Origin of the sequence: Halorubrum ezzemoulense (assembly GCF_004126515.1) — an archaeon.
Lineage (GTDB): Archaea > Halobacteriota > Halobacteria > Halobacteriales > Haloferacaceae > Halorubrum > Halorubrum ezzemoulense.
On sequence record NZ_CP034940.1, the window covers coordinates 1,889,422 to 1,904,271 of the forward strand.

Genomic DNA, 14,850 nt, shown 5'->3' on the forward strand with positions numbered 1-14,850 from the left:
GAACGACGCCGCAGTCCCCGGGCCGCTTTTGAGGGCCCCCGACGAAGGGGGCGTATGAAAGCGCTACTGCTGTTGGTGGCCGGACTCGGCGGACTGATCGAGGCCGTCGCGCCGCGCCGCGTCGTCGCGCTCTGGACCCGCGCGCTCTACCGGAACGCCGGCGAGGCGGAGCCGCGCGAGTGGGTGTACGCGGCCGCGAAGGTCGAGGGAACGCTGATCGCGGCCGGCGCGCTCGTGGGGTTGTTCCGGCTCGCGACCGCGGACGGGGATTTCCCGGTCGACGACTCGACGGCGGCGGACGAGCCCGAATCCGACCCGGCGATCGCAGGCAGGCACGGGGACGACCAAGCGGCCGCGGAGTGAGCCGACCGCCCGCCCGAACCGTTTGATAAACGGATCCGAACGTATATTGCGCAGGTCGCGGTATGGGTGCGCATGACGGGGCCTCCAGCGGACCCCAAGTCGGACGACCCGTCGACGGTCCGCGTCCTCCACGTCGACGACGACCCGGCCTTCCTCGATCTGACCGCGACGTATCTCGAACGGATCGACGAGACGTTCGAGGTCAGCTCCGAGACGAGCGTCGAGGACGCCCTCGACGCGCTGGGGTCGGCGCCGATCGACTGCGTCGTCTCCGACTACGACATGCCCGAGACCGACGGGTTGGCCTTCCTCCAGCGCGCCCGCGACAACGGCGTCGACACCCCGTTCGTCCTGTTCACCGGGAAGGGGAGCGAGGAGATAGCGAGCGAGGCCATCTCCGTCGGCGCGACCGATTACATCCAGAAGCGCGGGGGAAACGACCAGTACGAGGTGTTGGCCAACCGCGTCCGCAACGCCGTCGACCAACACCGGTCGCGGGCCGCGCTCGCCGCGAGCCAAGAGCGGCTGTCGCGGTTCATCGGCCAGTCACCGCTGGGAACGATCGAGTACGACGACGAGTTCCGGATCGTTCGGGTGAACCCCGCCGCCGAGGAGATCCTCGGCTACGAGGAGTCCGAACTCCTCGGCGGGACGTGGCTCCCGTTCGTTCCCGAGACGGAACGCCGACACGTCGCGGTGCTCGAACGCGACCTGCTCGCGAATAAGGGCGGGTACCAGAGCGTCAACGAGAACGTCCGCAGCGACGGGGAGCGGATCCGCTGCGCGTGGCACAACCAGGTGGTGACCGACGAGGACGGAGCGGTGATCGGCGTCTTCTCACAGTTCGAGGACGTCACCGAGGCGGAGGCCCGGAAGCGCGAGATCGAGCGGACGAACGCCGTCCTGTCGACCGCGCTGGACGCGCTCCCCGTCGGTATGCTCGTCGAGGACGGGGACAGGCGCGTGATACGCGCGAACGAGCGGGTGTACGAGCTGTTTGACATCGACGGCGACCCGGAGGCCGCCGCCGGGCGCGACTGCCGGGAACTCGCCGTCCAACTGAGCAGGCGGTTCGCCGATCCGGAGGGGTTCGTCGACGGGATCGAGCGGATCGTCGACGCCCGGCAGCCGGTCGACGACGAGCGGCTGGCGCTCGCCGACGGAACCGCGCTGATTCGGACGTACCGACCGATCGATCTGCCGGACGGCGGCGGCCACCTCTGGGCCTATCGGCTGGCGAACGGGCCCGACTGAGCCGCGGTTCGTCTCCACCGTCGAGGGGCGGCGTCGCGGGACCGGCTCAGTCGTTCGCGGAGTCCGCCTCCGGGCTGTCGAACGGTCGCTCCGCGTCGGGGCGGTCGCCGGTCAGGAGGACGTGACAGTCGCGGCACCGCGCCTCGTAGGACTCCTCGGCGCCGACGAGTATCGTCGGGTCGTCGACGTGGGCGGGCTCCCCCTCGATGAGCCGCTGGTTCCGAGAGGCGGGCTCGCCGCAGACCGAGCAGATGGCCTGGAGCTTGTCGACGTACTCGGCGGTCGCCATGAGCTGCGGGAGCGGCTCGAACGGCTCGCCGCGGAACGTCTGGTCGGTGCCCGAGACGATCACGCGGCTGCCGCGGTCCGCGAGGGCGTTACAGACCTCGACGAGCGCGTCCGAGAAGAAGTTCGCCTCGTCGATCGCGACGACCTCGGCGGGGTCGTCGTCGAGGATGTCGAGCGGCCCGTCCCCCTCGTTGTCGACGACGGTCGCCTCCCACTGCCGGCCCGTGTGGCTCCCGATCGTCGCCTCGCCGTAGCGGTCGTCGATCGCGGGCGTGTAGACGGCGACCGACTGGCCGGCGATCTCGGACCGCCGGAGCCGGCGGAGCAGCTCCTCCGTCTTGCCCGAGAACATCGACCCCGAGATGACCTCGATCCACCCGGATCGAGTGATTGCGTGCATACCCGATCCGGCCGGAGCCAGCGACTAAACCGTTTCTCTCCCGGGACGCGGCCGCCGCGTCACCGCCGGCGACCGCCGCTCAGATCCCGGTCGCGACCCCGACGATCGCGGCGGCGACGACGACGTACGCCGCCGCGGAGACGACCCAGTCGCGCCGGACCCGACCGAGCCGCTGACGCGGGAGCCCCGACGCGCGCGGCAGCGGGACGAGCGCGAAGAAGCCGACCATCAGCGCGAGCTGGACGACCCCGGCGACCGCGACGGACACGAGGGGACCGAGACCGAGCAGCGACCCGGTCGCGGCCGCCAGCCCGACGAACAGCAGGCCGGAGCCGCCGCCGGCGACGTAGTGGACCCACGTCGCCAGCCGCTCGGGCGCGTCGTCGACCGGCGTGTCCGTGAGCACGCCGGCGGCGACCTTCGGGGCCGTCGTCCCCTCGGGGAGCCGAGGCATCACCTGATCCATCGCGAGCGTCGCGACGAGACCGACGATCGGTCCAAGCGCGAGTCCGGCGAGCAACGAGAGCGTCGTCATCGCGCGGTCGTACGCTCGGAAGCCATTTCATCCCGTCGGCGCGGTGCGGAATCGGACCGGGAGCGGAGCGAGCGAGGAGTCGCGGCGGAAGGCGAGAGCGCGATTCAGTCGTCGCGGGGGACGACCTGCCTGCCGCCGATGACGACCCGCGAGACGTCTGCCTGTCCGGCCCGCCTGACGACCGCGCGGACGAGGTCGCGAGCGCCGCTGAGGTTGTCGGAGTCGCCGTCGAGGACGAGCAGATCGGCGTCGGCACCGGGCTCTATCACGCCGCGGTCCACCCCGGCTATCTCCGCGCCGTTGGCCGTCGCCATGCGCAGTATCGCTCGGGCCGGGAGGTCGGACAGCTTCGCCGCGAACTCCATCTCGCGGAACATCGAGGGCGAGTCGGTCATCACGTTGTCCGTGCCGAGGGCGACGGTCGTTCGCTCGCTCAGCTCGCGGATCGGCGGCACGCCGACGTTGGTGACGAGGTTCGACCGGGGGCAGACGACGACCGGCGTCCCGCGGTCGTCGAGCCGTTCGAGGTGGATCAGCTCGGCGTGGACCATGTGGACGAGGAAGTCGGGCGCTAAGTCCATCGCGGCGTTGATGTCGTCGGCGTCGCGCTCCCCGGCGTGGATCCCGAAGGGCTTGCCTGCGTCCCGCGTCGCCGTCCGGACCGCGTCGAAGTCCGCGTCGCGGGCGCCGGAGGCGCCGTACCCGTCCGCGACGGAGAGCACGTCGGGGTCGTCGCGCCCGAAGACCACCGGGTCGATCGCCCGCTCGCCGAACGGAACGCCTGCTCCGGCGACCGCGTCGCGGAGCGCGGCGACGCCGTCGACGCCCCCCTCGCGGAACTCGAGGAACGTCCCCGTGCCGGTCGACTCCATGTACCGCAGCGTGCGCGCCATCGCGGCCACCTTCTGCCCGCGGTCGGCCGCCCGGAGGAGCCGATGTTTCAGCCTGTCCGGCGGCACGACCAGCTCGTCGAGCGAGAGGCCCTCGCCCGCCTCCTTGGCGATCGAGTCGCCGATGTGGGTGTGCGCGTTGACGAACGCCGGGAGGATCACGTCGTCGCTCTCGACGGTCGCCTCCTCGACCCGGACGACCTCGCCGTCCGCGACGACGACCCGGCCCTCGACCGGCTCGAAGTTGGGGCCGACGAGGATCGTCCCTTCAAGATACATACCGGAGGCTCGTCGCGCCGCGGGGAAAACGTCGTGGGAGCGGCACCGAGCGGCGGCACCTCCGAGGAGGGGCGTCAGGGCGCGTCGAGCCGCGCCCAGAACCCGAGCGTGTCCGGGAGGAGCGCCCGTGGCTCGGCGGCCGACGCGGCGTCGCCCTCGCTCGTCGTCTCGCCGCCCGCGGGCTCCGGCTCCACGACGCGCTCGACGTCGAACCCCGCGTCAACGAGGGCGCGGTGGAGCTCGGAGACCGACCGGTCGAAGGCGACGAGGTCGGCATCGTACGACTCGTCGATCTCGATCTCCCGCCGCGGCGGCGCGTGATACCCCCTGTCGATCGTTCCGGTTTCCGGGTCGATCAGCTCCCGGAACGGGTGCATCACCGACAGGTAGAACGCGCCGCCCGGCCGGAGGACGCGACGCGCCTCGCGCACCGCGGCGTCGAGGTCCGCGACGAGTTGGAACGCCGCCTCGGAGAACGCCGCGTCGAACGCGTCGTCTGCGAGCGGGATCCGGGTCACGTCACCCTGGAGGAACCGGGCGTCGACGCCGTAGTAGTCGCGGAGCCGGCGCGCGTGATCGAGCTGCCCCTCGGCGATGTCGACGCCGACCACGCGGTCGGCGCCCGCCAGCGCCGTCCCCACGCTCCCCTGGCCGCCGCCGCAGCCGAGTTCGACGACGTCCGCGCCCGCTATCGGCGGCGGGAACTCCGAGCCGGCCGCCGCGTGGCTGTCCGGGTCGAAGGGCGTCGGGACCGGCGGAACTCCGGACTCGTCCGTGTCGGCGTTCCACAGCGCCTGGAACGCGTCGCTCCACTCGTTCCAGAGCCGGCGGTTCTCGCGGTGGTCGTCGGTCACGCCGGCGGATCGGTCGGCGACGACATAAACCTCACTCGAACTCGTCGAGCGTCGTCGGCATCGCGCCGCGCACCTCGGTCACGAGCCCGTCCGGGTCGAGGCCGAGCACGTCCGCGGCCGCGCGGCCGACGCGGTCGGTGGCCGGTGCCGGGGCGTACACCCCGAGGCGCCACTGGTTGCGCTGGGCGGTCCGGAGCGCGGAGACGAGCGGCGACTGGCGCTCCAGCCGCCGGATCTCGCCGTTGACGGTGACGCGAGCGGTCGACTCCCGCATTGTCGGCTCGGGGGGCACGTCGAGGATCACGTGGTCGCGGGCGACGCCCGCCTCCGCGGCGATCTCGCGTTCGAGCGCCGTCTCGGCCGCGCTGTCCGCCTCGTGGACCCGCTCCGGCACGTCGTCGTACTCGGCCCACACCGCCAGCTTGTACAGGTCGCGCTCGTCGTACCGCCGGGAGAGCTCCGCGGTCCCCGGGCAGTCGCGGATCGCGGCGAGGAAGTCGTGGTCGTCCATCCGGCGCAGCTCGGCCGCCGTCGTCGCGGTCGCGTCGAGGAGTTCGCTCGCAGCCCGACGCAGCATCGCCTTCGATATCCGCGCGACGTGATGGGTGTAGACGACCGGGTTCATCAGCGCGCGGGCGAGGAGCAGGCTCTCGGCGGTCTGGACGTTCCCCTCGTCCAAGACGAGCTCCGGGGCGCGGCGGTCCGGGGTGTCGCCGTCGGTGGCGGCGCTCTCCCCGCCGTCCGCGACCTCGCCGCGCTCGACGAACGTCAGCTCACGGACGAACCGCTCGGTGTCGATCGTGCCGTACGGGACGCCGGTGTGGTAGGCGTCGCGCACGAGGTAGTCCATGCGGTCCACGTCGAGCTCGCCCGAGACGAGCCCGGCGTAGGGCCCCTCGCCGGCGACGATGTCGGCGATCCGGTCCGGGTCGAGGCCGTGGTCGCGCAGCACCTCGCCGACCGCGCCGGTCGCGAGCAGCTCGTCGACGTCGTCGTGGTACTTCCCGGTCCGGCGGTGGGTGAGCGATTCGAGGTTGTGGCTGAACGGGCCGTGCCCCACGTCGTGGAGCATCGCCGCCGCCTCGATGCGGTCGGCGCGCTTCCCCTCGATCCCGAGGTGGTCGAGCGCGCGGCTCGCGAGGTGGTAGACGCCGAGGCTGTGTTCGAACCGCGTGTGGTTCGCGGAGGGGTAGACGAGCTGGACCGTGCCGAGCTGTTTGACGTGGCGGAGCCGCTGGAGGGCGGGGGTGTCGACGAGGTCCGCGGCGACACCGTCGATCTCGATGTGGTCGTGGACGGTGTCCTTGACCGTGATCATGCGTCCGGCTTCGGCGGCAACCGGTAAAAGGCTGTGAGTGTCGCTCCCGCCGCGGCGGCGCCGGAAGCCGCCGGTCGGCTCCCGTCAGCCGCGAATCCGTGGCACGGTTTATGAGGCGACCGTGCGAAGTGCCGCGTATGTACGACGTGTTGCTCGGCATCGGACTCGACGACGAGCCGCGAGCGATCGCACAGGCCGAGGCGGTGATCGACCTCCCGGGCGATCCCGACGAGGTGACCGCGCACCTCTGTCACGTGTTCCGAGACAACCCGGAAGGCGCGTCGGTCCACCAGATCGGGACCGTGCGGCGCGCCCGGGAGATTCTGGAGGACGCCGGCGTGAACTGCGTCCACTACGAGGCCAGCGGCGATCCGGGCGAGGAGATCCTCGCGGCCGCGACCGACATCGACGCAGACCTCATCTGCGTGTCCGGGCGCAAGCGGAGTCCGGCCGGCAAGGTGGTCTTCGGCAGCACGACGCAGGCGCTCGTGTTGAACGCCGACCGACCCGTGTTGGCGGTTCCGGGGCCGAACGAGGAGTGACGCCGGCGGTGAGCGATCAGGGGTGGCAAAACTGAGCGCGCGGTCGCAGCGGAAGCGAGAGCACGCCGCGGCGCCCGAACCCCGGGCGTCGCTGTCCGCGAGGGTCAGGGAGCGGGCCGCTCCGTCGCGCGCAGTCCCAGGACTTCCCGCGCCGCGGTCGCGACCGGGTCGACGCGTTCCGCGGGACAGTAGACGCCGAGCGTCCAGCGGCGGCGCTCGGCGGCGCGGAGCCCGGTGACGAGTTCGGAGGCGTCCTCCAACCGCTGCGGGACGCCGTCGACGACGACGGCGGAGCCGGACTCCTTAAGCGTCGGTCGCGAGGGAATGTCCACGATCACCGCGTCGCGGTCGACCCCCGCGGCGTCCGCGATCTCGCGTTCGGCGGTCCGCTCCTCGGCGCGCCCCGCGTCGACCGTGCCAGCCGGCACTTCGTCGATCCCCGCCCACACCGCCCGCTTGTAGAGGTCGCGCCGCTCGATGCGCTCGCCGAGCGCCGGCACGCGCTCGCGGAGTTCGACGAGGAGGTCGTGGTCCGCCATCCGGCGGAACGCCGCCGCGTCGGTGTCGGTCCGGTCGAGGTAGCGCTCGCAGGCGCGCTCCAGCATCGCGCCCGCCACGCGGGAGACGTGGTGGCGGTAGACGACGGCGTTCATCAGCGAGCGCGCGACGAGCAAACTCTCCGCGGTCGCAACGTTCCCCTCGTCCAAGACGAGGTCGACAGCGTGGCCCGGGTCCGAGACGAGGTCGGCCGACCCGCCGGCCCCGTCCCCGCCGACCAGCCGGAGCTCCGTGACGAGCCGGCCGGTGTCGACGGTGCCGTACGGGACGCCCGTGTGGTGGGCGTCGCGCACGAGGTAGTCCATGCGGTCCACGTCGAGCTCGCCCGAGACGAGGGGGCCGAGCGCGCCCGCGCCGTCGATGAGGCCGGCGACGCGCTCAGGGTCGAGCCCGTTGCGTTCGAGGACCTGACAGACCTCGCGGTCGGCGTCGGTGAGCAGCCACCCCACGTCGTCGTGGTCGCGGCCGGTCGCGCGCCGGATGATCCCCTCGGTCTGGTGCCCGTACGGGCCGTGTCCCACGTCGTGGAGCATCGCCGCGGCGCGGACGTGCGCGGCGGTGTCGCCGTCGACGCCGAGTCCATCGACCGCGCGGCCCGCGAGGTGGTAGACGCCGAGGCTGTGTTCGAACCGCGTGTGGTTCGCGGAGGGGTAGACGAGCCGGACCGTGGAGAGCTGCTTGATGTGTCGCAGCCGCTGGAACGCGGGGGTGTCGACCAGCTCGGCGGCGAGGTCGCCGAGCCGGACGTGCCCGTGGACGCTGTCTTTGATCGCCTTCATCCGCGCGTCTCGGTCAGAGTCACTCGTCGACGACGTCGATCCCGAATCGCTCTTCGAGCGCGCGCACGACAGAGCCGCCGACGTTGGCGGTCGCGGCCCGGCCGTCCTCGACCGCGAGGAGGTCGTCCTCGTCGACTTCCAACTCGGCCGCGACCTCCTCGACCGTCAGCCCGGCGTCCTGCCGCGCCTCGGTGACGACGTCCCCGTAGCCGGAGACGAGGTACGGCAGCCGGTCCGACTCGTAGCTCGTCCCCTCCTCCTCCCAGCGCTTCGAGTCGCCGGTCGCGGAGTCGTACATCTTCGCCTGTTTCCGGGCGAGCTCCTTGTTCCGGCTCTCCGTCGGCTGCGACTCGGAGCCGGCGCCGCCGGGGCTCCCGCCCCGCGACCCGCCGCTCGGACCGCCGCGGTCGCTGGGGGCGTTGCCGGCGTCGTCGTGGGGGCGGCAGTTCGAACACACGAGCAGCTTGGCGCCGGCGACCGTCGCCTTGCGGAGGTCCGCGGTCTCGCGCCCGCAGAGCTCGCACGCGTCGCCGTCGTCGCCGCCGCCGCCGCCGCCCGTCGAGTACTTCGGCATACCACGTGTAGTTGCGCCGGACCGTTAAAAACTCGTGGAGCCTCGCGGCCCCGTCTCGGGCGCCGGTCGGACCGACCCGCGCGTCACGGGCCGAGGTACCCCCACGCCTGAAGCCGGTCGCCGTCGCCGTCGATCCAGCGCTCGCCGATGTCGTCGCGGTAGTACATTTCGGCATCACGACGTCGTCGATGCGCCCGTACGCCCGTTTGCGCGCCGCCCCCATCGTCTCTCCCTTCCCGGTGACGACGATCGGCATCCCGCTCTCGCCGGCGACACGCCACTGGCCGTCGACCCGCTTCGTGTCCTCGATGTGGATCCCCGCTCTGTCCGCGGCGTCGAAGACGACGGCGGCGTTCCGCGAGTTCTCGTCGTACGTCTGCTCGTCGTCGAACGGGAACGGCGGCAGCACGACTCGCACGGCGATCTGGTAGCCGTCGTGGAGGTCGGGCTCGGGCTTGTCGCCGTGCGCGAGGTCGTGGAAGAACTCGGCCGTCGACGACTCGATCGACTCCTCCTGAAGGGCGATCGTCGGGTATCCGAACCGCGGCGTGAACTCCAGCGGGTAGATCCCCGTCTCGTTGACGATACAGTTGATGTCGATGCTCCCGACGTACCCCTCGTCGGCGAGCCACCCTTCGAGCTTCCCGAACGTCTCTCGAAAGAGCCTGTTCCGTCCCGCCCAGAACATCGAGGCCCCCATCTCGTCGGTCGAGGGCCCGATGTTCCCCGGGAACAGCTTCTTGTGCTCGAAGTTGAAGTTGACGCGGTCGACAAACTCGTTCCCGTCGAAGAAGCCGCAGATCGCCACCTCGACGCCCTCGACCTTCCGCTGGAGCTAGAACCCCTACATCCGGTGCCCCCACGCCTCCTTGTACGCGCGGAGGACGTCGACCACGTCGCCCCCGTCGTCCTCGTCGCCGACGTACAGCAGGCGCTTGACGTTTTGTACCTCGCCGAGCGGTTTGATCGCGTAAGGTCCGGGGTTCCGTTGGACCTGCTAGATACCGGCGTCGAACTCGCGGAACACGTGGTGTTCGACCGTGTTGACGCCGTGGTCTTCGAGCACCTCCGTCGCGTAGCCGCGGTCCTCTTCGAGGCGGTCGGTGTTCGGCGTCCCGCCGACGACGGCCTCCCCCTGTTCGCGTCGTTCCTAGGCGGGTTCGCACGTACCGACGCCGGAACCGACCCAGATGTCGTCGAAGACGGTCACGTCGGCCCAGTCGACCTCGGCGCGCCAGTCGTCAGTCTTCGGGACGAACCCGTCGCCGATCTACTGGTCGCTTTCGGCCTCGACGTAGTACTTCACGTCGTGGCCCTCGCGGTGAACCTGCCACGCCAGATCGGCGATCAGCGCGGCGTCGGCCGAGACGAAGAGGAAGGCGGCGTCGTCCATGCGGGGCGGTCGCCCGGGAGGGACTTGAGTGTGTACCGCGTCGCTCGCGCCGGTCCGACCGGGAGACGGTTGAAACGTTAACGCCCGGGTTGATGAGGGACGGCGTGGTCGATCCGAGTATGCCAACCGTGACACGGGACGGCGTGACGATAGACTACGCCGTCGACGGGGATCCCGGGGAACCGACCGTGCTGCTGCTCGAAGGGCTCGGGTACGGCCGGTGGATGTGGCGGTGGCTCGCCGAGGCGCTGGCCGACGACTACGAGGTGCTCCGGCCGGACAACCGCGGGACCGGAGACTCGGACGTGCCGGACGGGCCGTACACCGTCGCCGAGATGGCGGCCGACGCGGCCGCGGTCCTCGACGACCGCGGCGTAGAGGCGGCCCACGTCTGCGGCGCGTCGATGGGCGGGATGATCGCGCAGGAGTTGGCCCTCTCCGACGACCGAGTCGCCTCGCTGACGCTGCTGTGTACCTCTCCCGGGGGCGACGACGCGGCACCGACCCCGCCCGAGGTGCAAGAGCACATCTTCTCCGCGCCCGAGGACGCCGACGCCCGCGAACGGATCCGCTACCTGATGGAGCCGGCGGTCTCCGACGGCTTCTACGACCGCGAGCCCGAACTCGTCGACCGGATCGTCGACTGGCGGCTGACGGGCGACGCGACCCCGACCGGCCGCGAGGCGCAGGCGGCCGCGGTGGCGGCGTTCGACGCGAGCGACCGGATCGGCGACCTGTCCGTCCCGGCGCTCGTCCTCCACGGGACGGCGGACCGCGTGCTGCCGGTCGAGAACGCGGAGCTGCTCGCCGAGCGTCTCCCGCACGCGGAGGTCGACCTGTTCGACGGCGGGCCGCACCTCTTCTTCGTCGAGGAGCGCGAGCGCGTCAACGACCGAATCCGGGCCTTCCTCGGCGGGGTCGCCTGAGATGGCGACCGGAAACGATCCGCGGGGAGACGACCGTACGGAGGAGGTCGGCGCCGAGTCCGACCCGCGACCGCACCCGCACGGCGACCGGGGGTACGACTGGGTCGGCTCGCTGTCGGCCCGCCGCGCGCGGCTCTCGCCGGACCGCGTCGCCGTCACCGACACGGCCGCGAACGCCGAGTACACCTACGCGGAGCTGGACGAGCGCGCCAACCGGACCGCGCGCTTCCTCCGCGACGCCGGCGTCGAGGCGAGCGACCGCGTCGCCGTCGTCTCCCGGAACCGCGTCGAGCTCGTCGACCTGTACTTCGCGACCGGGAAGACCGGGTCGGTGCTGGCGCCGCTCTCCCACCGCCTTGCGGAGCGCGACCTCGCCGCGGTGTTGGGCACCGTCGACCCCGAGTTGCTCCTCGTCGAGGCCCCGTTCGGCGGCGACGTCATCGACGCGTTAGAGCGGGCGGACGTCGAGCCCGCGGTCCGCTCGATCCCGACCGACGGCGACGACGCGTGGCGCCCGTACACGCGGGATCTGCCCGGGGACGGCTCGCCCGTCGAAACCGCCGACGTGTCGCTCGCGGACCCGCACCTCCTCTTACACACCGGGGGCTCGACGGGCACGCCGAAAGAGACGGTCATCAGTCACGGCGCGATCCGCTGGAACGCGTTCAACACGATCACCGCGTGGGGGCTCCGCGAGGACGACGTGACGCCGATGGTGTTCCCGATGTTCCACACCGGCGGCTGGAACGTGCTGACGGTCCCCTTCTTCCAGATGGGGGGGCGGATCCTCCTGAGCCCGGAGGTCGACCCCGGCCGCGTCCTGCGCGACGTCGAGCGCGAGTCGGCGACGACGCTCGTCGCGGTCCCGGCGGTGTTGCGGATGATGGCCCGCCACGACGAGTGGGACGCCACAGACCTCTCCTCGCTCCGCTTCGTGAAGAGCGGCGGGGGCCCTTGCCGCGAGAGCGTCATCGCCGCGTGGCGGGACCGCGGCGTCGAGATATCGCAGGGGTACGGCCTCACCGAATGCGGGCCGAACAACTTCGCGATGCCCGACGGCTTCCCGCCGGAGAAGACCGGGAGCGTCGGCGTCCCGGCGCTCGCGGTCGACGCGCGCGTCGTCGACGAGGACGGTCCCGTGCCCGACGGCACCGTCGGCGAACTGGAGCTCGCCGGGCCGGCCGCCGCGGACCGATACTGGGACGAACCGGAGGAGACGGCCGAGACGTTCGGCGACTGGGTGTCGACCGGCGACCTCGCGCGCGTCGACGAGGACGGCTACTACCACATCGAGGGGCGCAAGAAGAACATGTTCGTCTCGGGCGGCGAGAACGTCTACCCGCCCCGCGTCGAGGACGCGCTCACCGACCACCCGCGGATCGAGGAGGCGGTCGTGATCGGCGTTCCGAGCGAGCGCTGGGGGACGGTCGGGAAGGCGATACTCGTCGGCGACGAGTCGCTCTCGCTCGACGACGTGGAGTCGCACCTCGCCTCGCGGGTCGCCCGGTACGCGGTCCCGAAGGCGCTGGCGTTCGTCGACGAGATGCCGACCTCCGGCCCGTCGAAGATCGACCGCGCGGCGCTGAAAGAGCGGTTCGGCGAGTAGGCGAGGCGAGGAGATCGGCTCGGAGCGGGGCTGGCGGGCGGAGAGCGCCTCGCTCGGAGTGAGCAGTAACAATTTTTTTTGAAACTCGGAGTAGACAACCGGTGTATGTCCTCCACACGTCGTGCCCTCCTTGCGACCAGCGGACTCATCGCGACCGCGGGGTGTGTGAGACCGATATTCGGGCCCGCGCACGACAAGATCGGATCGCTGTCATTGCGCGCCCAGACCCCCTCGACCGTCGCCGAGCGGACCACCACGCCGGTGACAGTTCGTGCGCTCGGCCCGTACGGACACACCCTTGTTCGGCGTGTACTCGACGACGGATCGGCGTCCTATACCGCTGCCGACACGCTGGTTGCCGAAGGAGAGATCGTCCAGCAGGACGGAGCGTTCTACGAACTCACTCACGAAACGACGGGGCATACGCCGGCGATGGCCTATCCGATCGAATTCGAGGCGACAGTCCCGGCGACGACCTCGGTCGACGACGATGAGACGGTCTCTTTCGATGCCCTCCCGGCGGTTGATCGAAGCGCCCTCCGAACCGGTCTCATAAACGAACTCTGGCGGAGACTCTCCCGGACCGAGGGACGCGTCTCCGGCGATGGGGGACTGGTCTATCCGGCGACACCAAGCGGACCAACGGAGTCGCTGGTCGTTCCGACTCCCGAGTATGATACCGTCCGCTACGGAGACGGACAGCTCCGGCTCTCAGTTACCGGCGAGGCGACCGAGACGCGCTTACACAGCTACAGACTCGAAGGCTCGACGGTCGCCACCTCAGAAGAGGCCTATGTATCCGATGTCCTTACGCGGTCTCGGACGGACGCCGTAAAACTCGAAGCGTCGACGCTCACCGACCGCCAACACGATATTCTTCAGGCGGCAATCGATCAAGAGTACGGCCACGATCAGCCGATCGACGACGCGTCATCGGCGTACCGGACGCTCGTTGTGCGCCTGTTCGCCTCTGATAGCGACCCCGAATCGGTTGATCTCGTTGACCTGTCGGGTAGTGAGGCAATGGTCGTCTACGACGGGACACTGTATCGGGCGAGCTACACTGTCAGTACCCCCTGATCACGACCCACCCGGTCGTTCAGGAATCATCGTAGTACTCGCCGCGGGGCTTCTGCTCGCGATCAAGTTGACCGTCGAGCTTGTTGATCCGTGGACCGCGGCTTCGTGCGTCCCGTCGGAAGCTGATGCCAAGCGCCTCAAGGAAGGCGTTCACACCCTCGCGCATCGGCCGTGGGGCCCCGACTGTCCGTGTTCGCCCGACGTGTCCCGAAGACGATCGGTCGGTCGGCGACCCGATCGGTGACAGAGGGGTCGCGATCAAACAGCGTTTCAGGCTCCTCGGGCACAATATGCGTCTGCGAGGGGTCGCGCGTACGCAGTGACGAGGTCGACCGAGACACCGGGGGCGACGGCTGTTATGACGTGCCAGACAAGGTTTTGAGTCTTCACCGAGCGTTCCACAGGAACAACCGTTATATACGCGGGGGATAAGGTCGTGTCATGCTCGACGTCACGATGGATATGGAGCAGTTCGACTGCCCGTTCATCGACACCTCCGCGGACCACGACGTCTCCTTCTCCGCTATGCACTGGCAGCTGGACACCGCGGCGGAGCAGCTGGAGACGCGGCTGCTCGTCGAGTCGCCGAACCGCTACGAGCTCGGCGAGGGGCTCACCGCCCTCCGCGACCACGAGAACATGGCCGAGTACCGGCTGTTCTCGAAGCAGGACGGGACGGCGATCATCCGGACCGTCATCGAGGAGACGAACGCGATGTCGACGATAACCGACCACGGCGGCTACATCACGGGCCCGTTCCTGATCGAGGACGGGTCCGAGCGCTGGCAGGTCGGGTTCGACGACGAGGCGACGACGGAAGCGGCGCTCCACGACTTAGAGAAGGGCAACGAGTTCGTTGTCGAGGACCGGTCCGAGCTCTCGATGGAGGCGCTGTTCGACACGATGCGGAACGCGAACGCGGCCTCGACGATGCTGGACGCGTGCCGCGACCTGACCGACGTCGAGCGCGAGACCATCGAGACGGCCGCCGACGCGGGCTACTTCGAGTCGCCCCGCGAGGCGACGCTGTCGACGCTCGCGGACGAGTTCGACGTCTCGACCGCGGCCGTCTCGAAGAACATGCGCCGCGGCGAGAAGAAGTTGCTCCGCAGCGTCGTCGCCGCGCTCGACGGGCTGGAGTAGACCGGGGACGCGGCGACACGACCGAGGCGCCGCGGTCGTCGGACCGACGGCTCGTCGTTCGGAAACCG

At 70.5% G+C, this 14,850-nt stretch carries 14 protein-coding genes and 1 pseudogene; 7 read left to right on the forward strand and 8 right to left on the reverse strand.

The window, feature by feature from the left end; all coding sequences use genetic code 11:
• The first annotated feature begins 54 nt into the window (after positions 1 to 54).
• Complete coding sequence (locus tag EO776_RS09425; RefSeq protein ID WP_094495383.1) at positions 55 to 363, forward strand: hypothetical protein; 309 nt, start codon at positions 55 to 57, stop codon at positions 361 to 363.
• A 72-nt stretch (positions 364 to 435) separates the two neighbouring features.
• Positions 436 to 1,617 carry a PAS domain-containing response regulator gene (locus EO776_RS09430; protein WP_100050299.1) on the forward strand — a complete coding sequence of 394 codons (1,182 nt, stop codon included), beginning with the start codon at positions 436 to 438 and terminating at the stop codon, positions 1,615 to 1,617.
• Between the two features lie 46 nt (positions 1,618 to 1,663).
• Here the strand turns inward: EO776_RS09430 and EO776_RS09435 are convergent, their stop codons facing one another.
• From EO776_RS09435 to EO776_RS09455, 5 genes are all read right to left on the reverse strand, one after another.
• Positions 1,664 to 2,305 (reverse strand): thymidine kinase, encoded by a 642-nt coding sequence (locus EO776_RS09435; protein ID WP_049933112.1) that lies wholly within the window; start codon positions 2,303 to 2,305, stop codon positions 1,664 to 1,666.
• A gap of 79 nt (positions 2,306 to 2,384) precedes the next feature.
• The gene (locus EO776_RS09440; RefSeq protein WP_100050300.1) at positions 2,385 to 2,840 is read right to left on the reverse strand and encodes a hypothetical protein; all 456 of its coding nucleotides are present in this window, start codon (positions 2,838 to 2,840) and stop codon (positions 2,385 to 2,387) included.
• 104 nt (positions 2,841 to 2,944) lie between these two features.
• A complete protein-coding gene (locus EO776_RS09445) occupies positions 2,945 to 4,009 on the reverse strand; it encodes an amidohydrolase family protein (protein WP_100050301.1) in 1,065 nt (354 codons plus the stop codon).
• A 74-nt stretch (positions 4,010 to 4,083) separates the two neighbouring features.
• Positions 4,084 to 4,863, reverse strand: coding sequence for a class I SAM-dependent methyltransferase (locus EO776_RS09450; protein WP_049933116.1), 780 nt, complete (start codon positions 4,861 to 4,863; stop codon positions 4,084 to 4,086).
• Between the two features lie 31 nt (positions 4,864 to 4,894).
• A complete protein-coding gene (locus EO776_RS09455; RefSeq protein WP_100050302.1) occupies positions 4,895 to 6,181 on the reverse strand; it encodes an HD domain-containing protein in 1,287 nt (428 codons plus the stop codon).
• Positions 6,182 to 6,318: 137 nt separating this feature from the next.
• Here EO776_RS09455 and EO776_RS09460 point away from each other — a divergent pair, with 137 nt between their 5' ends.
• A complete protein-coding gene (locus tag EO776_RS09460; protein ID WP_049933119.1) occupies positions 6,319 to 6,723 on the forward strand; it encodes a universal stress protein in 405 nt (134 codons plus the stop codon).
• 104 nt (positions 6,724 to 6,827) lie between these two features.
• Here the strand turns inward: EO776_RS09460 and EO776_RS09465 are convergent, their stop codons facing one another.
• The 3 genes and pseudogenes from EO776_RS09465 to EO776_RS19345 all read right to left on the reverse strand — a co-directional run bounded on the left by EO776_RS09465 (position 6,828) and on the right by EO776_RS19345 (position 10,027).
• Positions 6,828 to 8,060, reverse strand: a complete 1,233-nt coding sequence (locus EO776_RS09465) for an HD domain-containing protein (RefSeq protein WP_100050303.1) — start codon at positions 8,058 to 8,060, stop codon at positions 6,828 to 6,830.
• A gap of 19 nt (positions 8,061 to 8,079) precedes the next feature.
• Entirely contained in the window at positions 8,080 to 8,634 is a 555-nt protein-coding gene (locus EO776_RS09470) for a helix-turn-helix domain-containing protein (RefSeq protein ID WP_049933122.1), read from the reverse strand.
• 83 nt (positions 8,635 to 8,717) lie between these two features.
• Positions 8,718 to 10,027 (reverse strand): annotated as a pseudogene (locus EO776_RS19345) (phosphoribosylamine--glycine ligase).
• Positions 10,028 to 10,146: 119 nt separating this feature from the next.
• Between EO776_RS19345 and EO776_RS09480 the strand changes: the two are divergent.
• The 4 genes from EO776_RS09480 (at position 10,147) to EO776_RS09495 (ending at position 14,782) form a co-directional block, all read left to right on the forward strand.
• Positions 10,147 to 10,953: an alpha/beta fold hydrolase gene (locus tag EO776_RS09480; protein WP_049932954.1), complete on the forward strand. Its 807-nt coding sequence runs from the start codon at positions 10,147 to 10,149 to the stop codon at positions 10,951 to 10,953.
• 1 nt (position 10,954) lies between these two features.
• Positions 10,955 to 12,559: a class I adenylate-forming enzyme family protein gene (locus EO776_RS09485; protein WP_100050304.1), complete on the forward strand. Its 1,605-nt coding sequence runs from the start codon at positions 10,955 to 10,957 to the stop codon at positions 12,557 to 12,559.
• A 105-nt stretch (positions 12,560 to 12,664) separates the two neighbouring features.
• Positions 12,665 to 13,639, forward strand: a complete 975-nt coding sequence (locus tag EO776_RS09490; RefSeq protein WP_099288621.1) for a hypothetical protein — start codon at positions 12,665 to 12,667, stop codon at positions 13,637 to 13,639.
• Between the two features lie 441 nt (positions 13,640 to 14,080).
• Positions 14,081 to 14,782, forward strand: a complete 702-nt coding sequence (locus tag EO776_RS09495; protein WP_129452402.1) for a helix-turn-helix domain-containing protein — start codon at positions 14,081 to 14,083, stop codon at positions 14,780 to 14,782.
• Positions 14,783 to 14,850: the final 68 nt, after the last annotated feature.

Excerpts from the sequence above, each read along its gene's own strand:
- EO776_RS09425 (WP_094495383.1), top strand. The coding sequence starts at position 55 with ATGAAAGCGCTACTGCTGTTGGTGGCCGGACTCGGCGGACTGATCGAG.
- EO776_RS09430 (WP_100050299.1), top strand. The coding sequence starts at position 436 with ATGACGGGGCCTCCAGCGGACCCCAAGTCGGACGACCCGTCGACGGTC.
- EO776_RS09435 (WP_049933112.1), bottom strand. The coding sequence starts at position 2,305 with ATGCACGCAATCACTCGATCCGGGTGGATCGAGGTCATCTCGGGGTCG.
- EO776_RS09440 (WP_100050300.1), bottom strand. The coding sequence starts at position 2,840 with ATGACGACGCTCTCGTTGCTCGCCGGACTCGCGCTTGGACCGATCGTC.
- EO776_RS09445 (WP_100050301.1), bottom strand. The coding sequence starts at position 4,009 with ATGTATCTTGAAGGGACGATCCTCGTCGGCCCCAACTTCGAGCCGGTC.
- EO776_RS09455 (WP_100050302.1), bottom strand. The coding sequence starts at position 6,181 with ATGATCACGGTCAAGGACACCGTCCACGACCACATCGAGATCGACGGT.
- EO776_RS09460 (WP_049933119.1), top strand. The coding sequence starts at position 6,319 with ATGTACGACGTGTTGCTCGGCATCGGACTCGACGACGAGCCGCGAGCG.
- EO776_RS09465 (WP_100050303.1), bottom strand. The coding sequence starts at position 8,060 with ATGAAGGCGATCAAAGACAGCGTCCACGGGCACGTCCGGCTCGGCGAC.
- EO776_RS09470 (WP_049933122.1), bottom strand. The coding sequence starts at position 8,634 with ATGCCGAAGTACTCGACGGGCGGCGGCGGCGGCGGCGACGACGGCGAC.
- EO776_RS09480 (WP_049932954.1), top strand. The coding sequence starts at position 10,147 with ATGCCAACCGTGACACGGGACGGCGTGACGATAGACTACGCCGTCGAC.
- EO776_RS09485 (WP_100050304.1), top strand. The coding sequence starts at position 10,955 with ATGGCGACCGGAAACGATCCGCGGGGAGACGACCGTACGGAGGAGGTC.
- EO776_RS09490 (WP_099288621.1), top strand. The coding sequence starts at position 12,665 with ATGTCCTCCACACGTCGTGCCCTCCTTGCGACCAGCGGACTCATCGCG.
- EO776_RS09495 (WP_129452402.1), top strand. The coding sequence starts at position 14,081 with ATGCTCGACGTCACGATGGATATGGAGCAGTTCGACTGCCCGTTCATC.